Origin of the sequence: Prevotella sp. P4-51, assembly GCF_002251455.1 — a bacterium.
In the GTDB taxonomy this organism is placed as follows: Bacteria; Bacteroidota; Bacteroidia; order Bacteroidales; family Bacteroidaceae; genus Prevotella.
Genome location: NZ_NPJM01000063.1, coordinates 26,099 through 38,499 on the forward strand (window position 1 = coordinate 26,099; position 12,401 = coordinate 38,499).

7 protein-coding genes are annotated in these 12,401 nt (G+C 54.6%); 5 read left to right on the top strand and 2 right to left on the bottom strand.

Features of this window, described 5'->3' with window-relative positions; genetic code table 11:
- Positions 1-11: 11 nt before the first annotated feature.
- Genes CIK94_RS11095 through CIK94_RS11110 form a run of 4 tightly spaced genes read left to right on the top strand, consistent with a single transcriptional unit; the run spans position 12 to position 4,948 of the window.
- The gene (locus CIK94_RS11095) at positions 12-1,631 is read left to right on the top strand and encodes a RagB/SusD family nutrient uptake outer membrane protein (RefSeq protein WP_094423068.1); all 1,620 of its coding nucleotides are present in this window, start codon (positions 12-14) and stop codon (positions 1,629-1,631) included.
- A 32-nt stretch (positions 1,632-1,663) separates the two neighbouring features.
- A complete protein-coding gene (locus tag CIK94_RS11100; RefSeq protein ID WP_254046208.1) occupies positions 1,664-2,638 on the top strand; it encodes a glycoside hydrolase family 18 in 975 nt (324 codons plus the stop codon).
- 32 nt (positions 2,639-2,670) lie between these two features.
- On the top strand, positions 2,671-3,909 hold the full coding sequence (locus tag CIK94_RS11105; protein ID WP_094389346.1) for a BT_3987 domain-containing protein: 1,239 nt from the start codon (positions 2,671-2,673) through the stop codon (positions 3,907-3,909).
- A 19-nt stretch (positions 3,910-3,928) separates the two neighbouring features.
- A complete protein-coding gene (locus tag CIK94_RS11110; RefSeq protein ID WP_094387071.1) occupies positions 3,929-4,948 on the top strand; it encodes a BT_3987 domain-containing protein in 1,020 nt (339 codons plus the stop codon).
- A gap of 160 nt (positions 4,949-5,108) precedes the next feature.
- Here the strand turns inward: CIK94_RS11110 and CIK94_RS11115 are convergent, their stop codons facing one another.
- Positions 5,109-6,977 (bottom strand): transglutaminase family protein, encoded by a 1,869-nt coding sequence (locus CIK94_RS11115; protein WP_094423069.1) that lies wholly within the window; start codon positions 6,975-6,977, stop codon positions 5,109-5,111.
- Positions 6,974-8,953 carry a DUF3857 domain-containing protein gene (locus CIK94_RS11120; protein WP_158216566.1) on the bottom strand — a complete coding sequence of 660 codons (1,980 nt, stop codon included), beginning with the start codon at positions 8,951-8,953 and terminating at the stop codon, positions 6,974-6,976. Before CIK94_RS11120 ends, CIK94_RS11115 begins: the two co-directional genes overlap by 4 nt.
- 352 nt (positions 8,954-9,305) lie before the next feature.
- Between CIK94_RS11120 and CIK94_RS11125 the strand changes: the two genes are divergently transcribed.
- Positions 9,306-11,576: a family 20 glycosylhydrolase gene (locus tag CIK94_RS11125; RefSeq protein WP_094389343.1), complete on the top strand. Its 2,271-nt coding sequence runs from the start codon at positions 9,306-9,308 to the stop codon at positions 11,574-11,576.
- Positions 11,577-12,401: the final 825 nt, after the last annotated feature.

The window sequence follows — 12,401 nt, forward strand, 5'->3', positions numbered from 1 at the left end:
GATAATACACTATGAAATCAATCATCAAATATACATTGATAGGAGCCTTTACCATGAGCTTGGCTACAGCATGTACCAACTCGTTTGAGGATATCAATACCAATCCCAATGAGGCTCACGACAAAGATATGGAGAAAGACAACCTGAGCACAGGTGCCTTCTTCACCCAGATGCAGAACAATGTGGTGCTCTATAAGGACGGTGCCGGCAACGAGTCTTCTGACTATCAGGTCTGCCAGGGTCTCTCTCATGACCTCTATTCAGGCTATATCGGTCCGACCGGTACCTGGGCCAGCGGCTCTCACAACGGTACTTACAAGATGACATGGTATGAGCAGATGTTTACCAAGCCATTCTCTCGCGTCATGCCCGCATGGCAGAGTCTGGTAAAGGCAGCCGAGAAGGGCAACCAGCCCGAAATCAAGGCTCTGGCAGACATCATCAAGGTTGAGGCTATGCACCGTGTCACCGACACCTATGGCCCTATACCTTATATCAATTATGGTAGCGGTTCGCTGGGAACTGCCTTCGACAGCCAGCAGGAAGTGTACAAGAAGTTCTTTGCCGAGCTCGACGATGCCATCGACGTGCTCACTCCTCTGGCCAGCGCCGGTGCTACTCTGATGCAGGACTACGACAATGTCTATGATGGCAGTGTCAAGAACTGGGTCAAGTTTGCCAACACTCTGCGTCTGCGTCTTGCCATCCGTGTGGCTTATGCCGATGCAGTCCTCGCCAAGACCGAGGCAGAAAAATCCATCAACAATGTCATCGGCGTCATCGAGGCTGTAGACGAACACGCCGAACTGCTCCACAGCAAGCTCAACTACTATCATCCCAACTATGATATGCAGGAGACCTTCAATGCCGGTGAAATCCGTATGAGTGCAGCCATGGACTCTTACATGAACGGTTACAACGACCCCCGTCGTACCGCCTACTTTAAGACTGCTGCCGACGACGGTGGCTATCATGGTGTGCGCTGTGGTACGGGCAACATCAGCTCTAAGGTCAGTGCCTATGCCGGAGCCAAGATTTCCAAGCTCAATATCGACAAGACCACAACTCCTATCGTGTGGATGACAGCTGCCGAGAGCTACTTCCTCCGTGCCGAGGGCGCTCTGCGTGGCTGGAACATGGGTGGTACAGCCCAGCACTTCTATGAGGCTGGTGTGAAAATCTCTTTCCAGGAGGCTGGCGTCTCTGGCGCTGACAACTATCTCGCCAACGACGAACTGACTCCCGCTGCCTATGAAGACAAGACCGGCGACGGCAACGATGCCGCTTCTCCCAGTTCTATCACCATCGCTTGGGACGAGAGCGCTGGCTTTGAGAAGAACCTCGAGCGCATCATCACCCAGAAGTGGATAGCTATGTATCCCGATGGCCCTGAAGGATGGTCTGAATTCCGTCGTACAGGTTATCCCAAGCTGTTCCCCGTGGTACGCAATGACAGCAATGGCAAGATAAGCACCAGCGTACAGATACGCCGACTGCCTTATCCACAGTCAGAGTACACCACCAACAGCGCTGCTGTCAACTCAGCAGTAAGCGTACTCAACGGCGAGTCTAACAATGGTACCGGCGACAACGGTGGCACCACTCTCTGGTGGGACAAGAAGTCACATTAATATTAATAATGTATATTAAAGATAGAACCAATATGAAATTCAGAATATTTTTCAGCGCTGCCGTAGTAGCCTCTATGGTGTTTGGGGGTCTCACAAGCTGTGATACCGACACCGAGGCCAATACCGTTCAGGGTTTGAAGACCTATGACGAGCAATATTACAAGAATCTCCGTGCGTACAAGAAGAGCGACCACGAGATCTGCTATGTTTACTATCAGAACTGGGCACCTCTCGAGGGTGTGGAAGGTAGCAAGGACCCCGCCTCTTGGGGCGAGCGTCTCGTCGGACTGCCCGACTCGCTCGATATCTGCAACCTCTGGATAGGTATTCCTACCCCAGAGACCCATCCTGTGGCTTACGCTGATATGCGCTACTGCCAGGAGAAACTGGGTACACGCTTTGTGTTCCATGCCGATGCCTCTAACTGGAACCACGCCGTGTGGTATCGTGACGAGAATATGAATGTAGACCAGAACACCATCGTAGACCTGCGTGAAGACCGTAGCGAGGAAGCTCTGCGTGCCTATGCCCGATGGGCTGTCGATACCGTGGTAAAATCTGGTCTCGATGGCGTAGACTTCGACTACGAGGGATGGGACAGCAACTCTATGTACATCGTTGCCGATGAGTGCAACAAGTATTTCGGTCCCGAAGGCAAGTGGGCAGAGAAGCTGTTCATGATAGACTATTTCGGTAGGTCCCCCGGTGACAACTGCGAACCCTATTGCGACTACCTCATCAAGCAGGCATATAGCGGCCAGGGTGCTACCGGCATGGGCGCTCCCGCTGGCTGGCCCGAGGAGAAGCACCTCTACATCGAGGCGTTTCATCAGAAACCCGACGGAGGCATGATCTGGAACTATGCCCGCTGGGAGCCCGCAAAGGGTCATAAGGGCGGCGTAGGTAGCTACTCTACCCGTTTCAACTACAACCAGTCTAAGAATGGACAGCCCTATCAGGCTCTGCGTGAGGCCATTCAGATTATGAATCCCGCGTTGAATAAATAAATGTATCAACACTACAATAAACAGAAACAATAATGAATATCAAGTATAGTTTAATGTCGGCAGCCCTGCTGCTCATGGCAGGCGGTACAGTACTGACCGGCTGTAATGCTGAGGGCGACGACTTCGATTATGGCAAGAACGGACTTCTGGTAGTAGGTACCGAGGTTACTCCCGTTCAGAAATTTGTGGTTGAGGATACCCCTTCTTCGTATCCTATCTCTATCCAGGCAACCAGCAAGGTAGAAAGTGATGTCAAGGTTTCACTCGCCATCGATACTGCATTGGTATCGCAGTACAACCTTAAGAATGGTAGCTCTTACTATGGCATACCATTGGACTGTGTAGAACTCGAGAACAGCGAGGTAACCATCAAGGCTGGTAGCGCTGTATCTACAGCCACTGCTGTCAAGGTGGTAAGCACCGAGTCATTTGTCGAGGGACGCAGCTACATGATTCCTGTTACCATCAAGGCCGTATCTGGTGGCAATCTGGATGTCGTTGAGGCTTCGCGCACTCTCTTCATCCGCATCTCACGTGTGCTCAACTTCCACCATATGTCATACACCTCTACCGCTTCATCCAACTTCATCTTTGATGAGAGCAAGAAGGTAGACCTGGGCAACTACACCATCCAGTTCAAGTTCTATGCCAATGGCTTCGGATATGCCGGTAACATCCAGCGTGTGCTGGCTATCGAGGGTGCCAATGAGGAAATGGCCAATATGTTCCGCTTTGGTGAGTCTGGTTCTGCTGGTGGCGACATCCTCCAGTGGATTTATCCCGGTGGCGGTATGTTCTCTACCACTCACTTTGCTGCCCGTCGCTGGTATCTCGTGACCTGTACCTACAACGGCTCCGACTTCAATATGTATGTAGATGACAACCCCTCACCCGATGCCAATGCGTCTGTATCAGGCAAGTCTACTCCCTTCCAGCGTTTCGAGCTGGGTATGTCTTGGGGTAACTACTATGCCAGCCAGTACTTCAGCGGTCGTCTGGCTGAGATTCGTCTGTGGAACAAGGCCCTCTCTCCCAGCACCATCGCTACCACTCTCTGTGGCGTAGACCCCAACTCTGATGGTCTCGTGGCTTACTGGAAGATGAACCAGACAGAGGGCTATGTCATCAAGGACGTTTCTAACCACGGTTATGACATGGACTGGAAGAATACCGTGCGCGACAAGAACGAGAGCGGTAATCTCTCAGCTACAACCGATGCTTATCAGGGTATCTCTTGGGGCATAGACGAAAACAACAAGTGTTCTGAGTAATCAAAGGAGGATAGTAACAATGAAAAATATAATCAAATCAGCAGCCCTCGGTGTCTTGGCAGTAGCCGGCATCACGATGGCATCATGCTCGAGCGACACCGTATATGACGTGGTGGGCAATCCCAACAACCTCGTTTACTTCAAGGCTAACGCCAACAATACCTTTACAGGTACGGTTGCTCATACTCCGGTAGGTGACTTCGGTTCGCTCAAGGGCGAATTCCCTGTAAAAGTGCAGCGTGCCCCAAGCCAGAATTGCAAGGTATATGTAGTCTCAGATCCCAGCCTGGTTGAAGCCTACAATGCCGAGCATAACACTTCTTATGTTGCTCTTCCCGAGTCTGCCGTTACATTCGAGAACCAGAACGTCACGGTAGAAGCAGGAAAGACGGATGCAAGCGATACCGTGAAGGTAACTCTCAATGAGAGTGCTCTGGCTTCGCTCACCGAGAAGGCCTATATGATGGCTGTCAAGATAGGTTCTGCCGAGGGAGAACTTAAGGGCAGCGAGGAGCGTGGCGTAGGTTATCTCATCGTGAACACAGAGACCAAACTCGTCAAGGATATTTCTTCTAAAGATGACGTTGTAGGAACTCTCCTTACTGATTATACTGGTTGGAATGTTAAGTATGACAGCGGTGTAGATATTACCGCCAGCGAACTCTTTGATGGTGACCTGACCAATGGCGCTGGTCTCCGTGCCGACGGCAATGATGGCAAGACCAAGGTAGTCATCGTGGATATGGGCGGCAATAAGTCTGTCAGCGGTTTCCGATTCTCACGCTACTACAAGTCCTGGTATGGCGGATGGTGGTATGATGAGTACTATTTCTCTGCTGTCAAGATTGAGTTGAGCAAAGATGGTGTCAACTGGGATGAGGCTGGTACCGTCACAGAGAGCGAAATGCCCAAGAACGGAGGTTACCAGTACTGTTCGTTCTATGGTGGTGTGTCAGCACGCTACATACGCCTCTCTATTGAGAGTGGCTCTTCTTCAGTATCAAGTCTTGCCGAATTAGGCGTATATGTAGCCAACTGATAGATAAGCAAGAATACACCTAACGGGCTAATGACCGTAGGGGTTCAATATTAAGGGGTGCCTGGTCGATATGAAGACCAGGCACCCCTTTTATCAATGTCTCTCTGATTGTTCTGATTGTTGCTGCTGCAACTGTTACTACCACCCAACCAGCAGCCCTCTATGGGCGCTTGAGTATCACTTTGCCTTTGTAGACTGTGTCGGCGGCGCTGTCGAGGTCGTCCAGCAGCTGTGCCTTGGCGGCGGGATAGGTGCCGCGGTGCAGGATGAGGGTGTTGGTCTGCTTGACGGTGCGCCCCTCTACGCTTACGGTTGATGTGAAGGAGCCTATCTCGTTGCTTATGCTTACCGGCTTGGGCGTGGCTTCTAACATACATCCCTCGGGCAGCGTCATCTCGATAATCTCCACGTTCTTGAAGCCTTGATCTATGTAGATCTCGTGCTTGCGGTCGCGCGCTATGTGGCTCGGGACGAAGTTGCCGTGCAGCGGGTTGATGGAGGCAAAGAGGCGGGCACGCGTGCTGGTGGCTATCTGCACCTGGTCGGCTTCGACCGAGGCTGAGATGAGGGGCAGGAGACCACGCCCGCCCTCGCCCTTGCGGTAGCCCATCCTCGCCACAGCCCGCTTTATGTTGCCAAAGGGCAGACTGTAAGCCCTTGCAGCCGCATTGATGCGGTCTTTCTCGCTCTTCTTGAGCCAGCCATAGAGCCTGGTGTAGCGATGACAGCTATAGCTGTCGATGATGTTTATGCTGCCGGTGCCGTCGGGGCGGAAAACGGTCTTCACCTTGGTAGTGCGCAGATTGAGTGTATCGGCATAGTCGGGCAGGATGACTCTGTGTCCGCCCTTGTCGCTTATCTCTACCGCCTCGTGTCCCGCTATGTCGTCGTGGGTATAGCCCAGAGGTATCTCTGGGTTGGTACACTCCATCCATATCACCCCTTTGGAGGTGGGCACCTTGAGGATGACGTGGTTGAGCTGCTGGAAGTTGGGCAGGTCGATGAGCCTGTCATACTTGGTGCTGATGAGCGTATAGGTCGAAGCCACGCCCGCTTCTGCCAGCATGGCCTTCATCAGATTGGTAAGTGCCTTGCAGTCGCCGAAGCCTTTGCGCCACACAAACTCGGCAGCCAGCGGGCGGTAGCCGCCGATACCCAGCTGGATGCTCACATAGCGGGTGTGGCGGCGCAGCAGGTTGTAGAGCACCCTCACCTTGTCCCAGTCGGTGGCACAGGTGTCGGTGAGCTCGTGCACCTTGGCCCGGGCGTCGTCGGGCAGCACGTCCATGCCCTGGCAGAGGCTGTTGATCCACAGTCCAAACTCTTCCCACGACTTCATGCTGCCTTGTGTGCCGTAATAATCAAGTCTTTCTGGCACGAAGAGCACTTTGGGAATCTGCCGCAGCAGCGGTTTGCTGAACTCCTCATAGACTATCTCGCCCTGGTTGGCGAGCGTGAAAGTCCAGCGTTTCTTCCCCTTGGGCGTGGTGCTCTCCACGGGCTTCATGTCGGTGTCCATAGCCACATAGCGCAGATTCATCGATGCCGGGAAGTCTATCATGTAGGTAGCCTCCTTGACCTCGGTGTCATAGGCGGGTATGGGCAAGAAGGGCGGATAGCTTATGGTGTTGTCCGTGCGGTGGTAGGTCACATCGGTGGTCACCACGATGGGGTAGAGAGGCAGGTCTATGCTCAGTTCCACGCTCTTCAGGTCGGTGACCATGTCTCCCGAGTATTCCGAATACTTCAGGTCGCCGGCTTTGTATTTCTTGTTGAACTTGCTGTTTACCCCTTCGACCACGCAGGCGAAGCGTTCAATCTTCTCCGACTTGTCGAGCGTGGTGTAGAAGTTGGCCAGCTGGCTCATGGTCTCCTTGTATATCACCACCTCGGTGTGCTCGGTCATGCGGTATTCGCTCTGCGAGATTACGTCGATGTGCACTGTCTGCTTGCGTATCTGCGCCGTGGGCTCTGCCCATGCCGCGGCAGCCCATGCCGTGACTGCGGCGATAAGCGTGATGATTCTCATGGCTTCTTCTTTAGTACTATGAGGTCTTTGCTACGCTCCACGATGTTGGCGAAGAATGTCTTCACCTCGTCGTAGCGGTTGTTGGCAAAGAATACCTTGTTGATTTTGAAGATGGTGTTACACTTGATGACATTGTTGGCTACACCGCAGACGATGCGTGCCGTCATCTCGCGCCCCTGGGTAGCGATGTTCACGCTCTTGGGCAGTTCCTCTACCTCCCAACCCTCGGGGATGGTGATGGTGTAGAGGGTGCGCTCGGTATGGATGAAGGGAAACTCTATGGGCATCTGGCGGGTGGCGTCGGTGAACGGGTTGCTCTTGACCATGGGGTAGATGATGGGCGAGATGTAGATGTGGTCGTCTGTGGCTTCACCCTTGCGGGTAAAGGTGTAGTCCTCGCTCGCCTCGTCGCCAAACTCCTTGGCGTCGGTGGTCTTGTAGTCGGCTATACTGATGTTGTAGTCCTCCTCCTTGTCGGTCACATATTCCTTCTCGTCCTTGGCTTGCGCATAGTGGGAGCGGAACATATAAGCGCCCGTGCCTCGGTGTACGGCCTTGACCTTGCCCTTGAGTTCGCCGTTGACGTCTATCGCTGCCGTCACTACATTGCTTTCGTTGGCTTTGCCTATGAGCTGCAGGTCTACCCACTTCTCGCCCTCGCCCTTGCTCAGGATGCGCGCCTTGTTGACATACAGAGAGGGAGTGAACGCGTTGAGGAAGCCTTTCTCCGACGAGGCGTCGGCATACATCATCTTGCCTTCGCCCATGGGTATTCCCACCACAAAGGTGTTGAGTTTGTCCATGCTGGGGTAGGTCACGGGCAGCGTGCCGGTGTTGCGTAGGCGCATCACCACGGGCACCGCCTCGATGCCGGCGTCGCGCAGCATGTTGACCATTATCAGGTTGATGTCGGCGTTGGAGCCTGTGCCCGCCTTGGCGGTCTTCGCCATCGACTGTGGGCTCAACTCGAACGTCTCGTTCCACTTGAGGTGGCTGAAGAGCAGTCGCAGCACCGCTGCAGCACGTTGCTCTGTATCGGCTATCTTGTCTATGCCCTTCTCCTTGATTTCGTCACAGTAAGGGCTTTTGCTTCCAAACTTGCTGCCAAACCAGTCGGCCTTGCGCAGCATCTCGTCTATGCGCTCCCAGGTCTCTCCGAAGTCCTTGTAGCCCACATAGGGGAAGTTGGTGGCTGTGAGCTCGGCGGTGATGCGGGCCATGTAGTCTCTCTTGCACCACACGTAGTCGTCGCCTTTGACGGCAGGCATGTTGTTGCCCACATAGACATAGTTCTTGCTGGTGGTCTGTATCACGTCACTGCGCGCTACGAGCCCATCGCCCAGGATGGGTTGCAGCAGACCAGGTCCGCGCAGTTCATACCTGAACAGCAGCCACTCGGGAATGATGGATGTATATCTTGCGTGTACCACGGGGATGGGTTGTTGGGCGTTCCAGTCGTCCATCTGGTAGTAGAGGTCGCTGCTCACGTTGTATTCGTACTCGATGACCGACCCTACCTTGGCCTGGGGGATGGTAAACTTGACGCGGTCGTGGTATTCGTCGAGCTTCTCTGTGAATATCATGTCGCTCTTCATCTTGGTCTTGACCACCTTGCCGTTCTCGAGGTTTACGGCGACTGCCTTGATGCCGAAAATCTTCTCATGGCCCTTGGCGCCCTGGCTGTTGTAGAGCACGTGGTCTACGTTGGCATAGTCCTTGCCGGCGTCCTTGAGTATCTTGATGCGGAAGCGGTTGGTGGTGACTTCGGTGATGTCGCCGCCGTCGAGGCGAAAGCCCACATCGCGCAGGTTGAGCAGCACCACGGCTGCCGCCGATGAGTCTTTGTCGTAGGTGGTCATCTTCAGTTCTTCCATGGTGGGTTCGCCGAATTTGAACTTGGGCAGGCTCTGGCCCCAGGCAGCCACCGACATCAACAGGGCGGCTGTGAGCATGATGATTACAGGTTTTCTGGTCATAGTAGAATGATTTGCGTTAGATGATATTTTGCAAAGATAGTGCAAACCGAACTCCATAAGCTCGCTTAATGGCTGAGGTGCAGCCTATCTTATGCAAAGATAGTGCAAACCGAACGCCATAAGCTCGCTTGATGGCTGAGGTGCAGCCTATCTTATGCAAAGATAGTGCAAACCGTCGTACCGACCAAGCCCATGGCGATATTTCTTACGTTTTTGCTCGTTTTTTGTTGACATTCTGTCGGTGAGGGCAGTGCTGTGGCAACCCATCTGTGCATCCCGGAAGAAAAAAGGACTGATTTCCTTTTGTTCTTCACGCCGTTTGTGCTAACTTTGTAGCATAAAACCTAAAGATATGAAGATAAGTATAAAGAAAGCATTGGTCTGCTGCCTGTTGTTTGCCGGCGCTACGGCTATGGCACAGCAGCCCGCCATCATTCCCGTACCCGACCAGATGACGGTGGGCACAGGAGCGTGGACCATCAAGAAGAGTGCAACCATCGGTTGCGACAATGCACAGCTGCGGCCTGCCGCCGAGTATCTCAGCCAGATGCTCAGCCGCGCCACGGGCTATCGCTTTGCCGTCAAAAATGGCAAGGGCGACATCCGCCTTACCCTTGCCAATGAGGGCAATGCCGGTGCCTATCGCCTCAGCGTCACCGGCAAGGGAGTGACCATCGAGGGCGACACCTACCGTGGCGTCATCAACGCCATAGCCACCCTGCGCCAGCTGCTGCCCGACGACATCGAGTCACAGCAGGTGGTGGCACGCACGTGGACGGTGCCCTGTGTGACCATCACCGACGCGCCACGCTTCGAGTGGCGTGGCATGGAGCTCGACTGCTCCCGCCACTTCTTTACCGTCGACGAGGTCTACAAGCTGCTTGACGTGCTGGCGCTCTACAAGATAGACAAGATGCACTGGCACCTCACCGACGACCAGGGATGGCGCATCGAGATTAAGCGCTATCCACTCCTCACCGAGCGTGGTGCATGGCGCATCTACAACAACCAGGATACCGTGTGCATGAAGCGTGCCGCCGAGGAAGATGCACCCGACCTGCAGGTTCCTGTTGCCCGTACGCGCCGCGATGATAAGGGACGCACCCTCTATGGTGGCTTCTACACCCAGCAGCAGGTGCGCGACATCGTGGCTTATGCCCAGGTGCGTGGCATCGAGATTATCCCCGAGATAGATATGCCCGGCCACAGCCTGATGGCCATCGACAACTACGACGGACTGTCGTGCTTCAAGCAGACGGGATGGGGCAAGCTCTTCACCACGCCTATGTGCCCGGGCAAGGACACCATGCTCGAGTTCTGCAAGAACGTGTGGAGCGAGGTCTTCGACCTCTTCCCATCGCGCTACGTACACATCGGCGGCGACGAGGTCGACATGAAAAACTGGAAGACCTGCCCCGACTGCCAGAAGCGTATGAAGGACCATCACCTCACGACCGAGCCACAGCTGCAGGCATGGTTCAACCACTATATGGAGGACTTCTTCACCGCCCACGGCAAGACCATGATAGGCTGGGACGAGATTATCGCCGGCGGACTCACCGCCAACTCGGCCGTGATGTGGTGGCGCTCATGGGCTGCCGACTCGCCCAAGCAGACCACCTCGCATGGCAATGCGCTGATATGCTCGCCCAACTCCGAGTTCTACATCGACTATCAGGAAGACCGCAACTCCATCCCCGCCATCTACCGCTTTGACCCCGTCAAGGGACTCGACGCCAAGGAGCAGCAGCTGGTGCTGGGTGTGCAGGCCAACCTCTGGACCGAATGGGTGCCCACGATGAACCGCGTGTGGTATCAGGCGTTCCCACGTGTGATAGCCACCGCCGAGCTGGGATGGAGCAAGCCCCAGACCATGAATATCGACAACTTCACCAGCCGCCTCGTCGCCCATCTGCCCCGTCTGCAGAAGATGGGTGTCACCTATCGCATACCCGACCTCACTGGCTTCTATAATGTCAATGTCTTCACCGACAAGGGCGTGGTCGATGTCAAGTGTGCCGACCCCTCGGCCACCATACGCTACACCACCGACGGTAGCATACCCGGCGTCAACGCACAGCTCTATGCCGGACCGATGACCATCACCGAGACCACGCATTTCACCTTCCGCACCTTCGGCCCCGACAACCGCAAGGGTGATATGGTGAAGTGCAGCTATGTCAAGGAAGACCTGGCACCGGCTGTGACCGCCGACAGTCTGAAGGAAGGACTGCAGGTGGCATGGCACGACTATGACGGACGCGACTGTGCCGGCATAGACCAGGCAGCGCTCAACGGCACCTATGTTACCACCGGCATCCAGATACCCGCCGAGGCAAAGGGCAATATCGGACTTATCTTCAACGGATATATCGACATTCCCGCCGACGGCATCTATACCTTCGCCCTGCTCTCTGACGACGGCAGCTATCTGAAGATAGACGATACGATGGTAGCAGACAATGATGGCGAGCACAGCCCGCGCGAAATCATCGGCCAGCACGCCATGCGCCGCGGTCTCCACCCTATCTATGCCCGCTACTTCGACCACAACGGTGGTCAGCTGCGTCTGCGCGTCATGGACGACAAGGGCAACGATGTCCAGGTGCGTTTCTGCCACTAAGGCTTACCTTATTATATAGTACAGGCGCCACGTGACGCCCGTTACTACCGACTCCATTGTCCGCAATGCCATCACCCCAGGCATTGCGGATATTTTTTTGATGCCTTGTGGTGAGGGAGGCATGTGGCGTGGTGGTCCCCCGTATCGTGGGCAGCGCCCTACGTTCCCGTTTTGCCAGCCTCCCGATTTCCCCGCGCTCCATCCCCTTCGTGCGGAGGCGTCCTATAGCCATTGTAAACCATGTGTTTGGAAGCACCGTGATTGTCATCGTCGGCTCGTATCATAAGATACGTGACCTCGTGCCTTATGATACGTGGGCTCGTAACAAATGACGCGCGGCCTCGTACCTATTGATACGAGCCACCAACTGTGGTTGGTGCGGCGGTGTGCGTGGTTGGTGCGGCGGTGTGCGTGGTTGGTGCGGCGGTGTGTTTGGTTGGTGTGGCGGTGTGCGTGGTTGATGCGGCGGTGTGCGTGGTTGGTGCGGCTTTGTAATTGGTTGTCAGCCGGAACGCACCCTGTAGCAACTCTGTAGGAGTTGCGATTTCATAGCCCAGGGTTGCGGGCGAAGCACGCTACCCTGGGTAGCTGCCCCCACTAATGTGGCAACGCTGTAAGTGTTGCGATTAGCCGTAGGCGTTACCCATAGCAGGATAATTGTCAAAAATGGGTTGGTGGAAATAATAAGATTGAGTATAACGCCTTCGGCTAATCGCAACTCCTACAGAGTTGCTACACCTTATTATATATATACCCAGGGTAGAGGCGCTGCGCACCTCAACCCTGGGCTGGGGAAACGTAACTCCATTACCTTTCCGCGCCGCA

Excerpts from the sequence above, each read along its gene's own strand:
- CIK94_RS11095 (WP_094423068.1), top strand. The coding sequence starts at position 12 with ATGAAATCAATCATCAAATATACATTGATAGGAGCCTTTACCATGAGC.
- CIK94_RS11100 (WP_254046208.1), top strand. The coding sequence starts at position 1,664 with ATGAAATTCAGAATATTTTTCAGCGCTGCCGTAGTAGCCTCTATGGTG.
- CIK94_RS11105 (WP_094389346.1), top strand. The coding sequence starts at position 2,671 with ATGAATATCAAGTATAGTTTAATGTCGGCAGCCCTGCTGCTCATGGCA.
- CIK94_RS11110 (WP_094387071.1), top strand. The coding sequence starts at position 3,929 with ATGAAAAATATAATCAAATCAGCAGCCCTCGGTGTCTTGGCAGTAGCC.
- CIK94_RS11115 (WP_094423069.1), bottom strand. The coding sequence starts at position 6,977 with ATGAGAATCATCACGCTTATCGCCGCAGTCACGGCATGGGCTGCCGCG.
- CIK94_RS11120 (WP_158216566.1), bottom strand. The coding sequence starts at position 8,953 with ATGACCAGAAAACCTGTAATCATCATGCTCACAGCCGCCCTGTTGATG.
- CIK94_RS11125 (WP_094389343.1), top strand. The coding sequence starts at position 9,306 with ATGAAGATAAGTATAAAGAAAGCATTGGTCTGCTGCCTGTTGTTTGCC.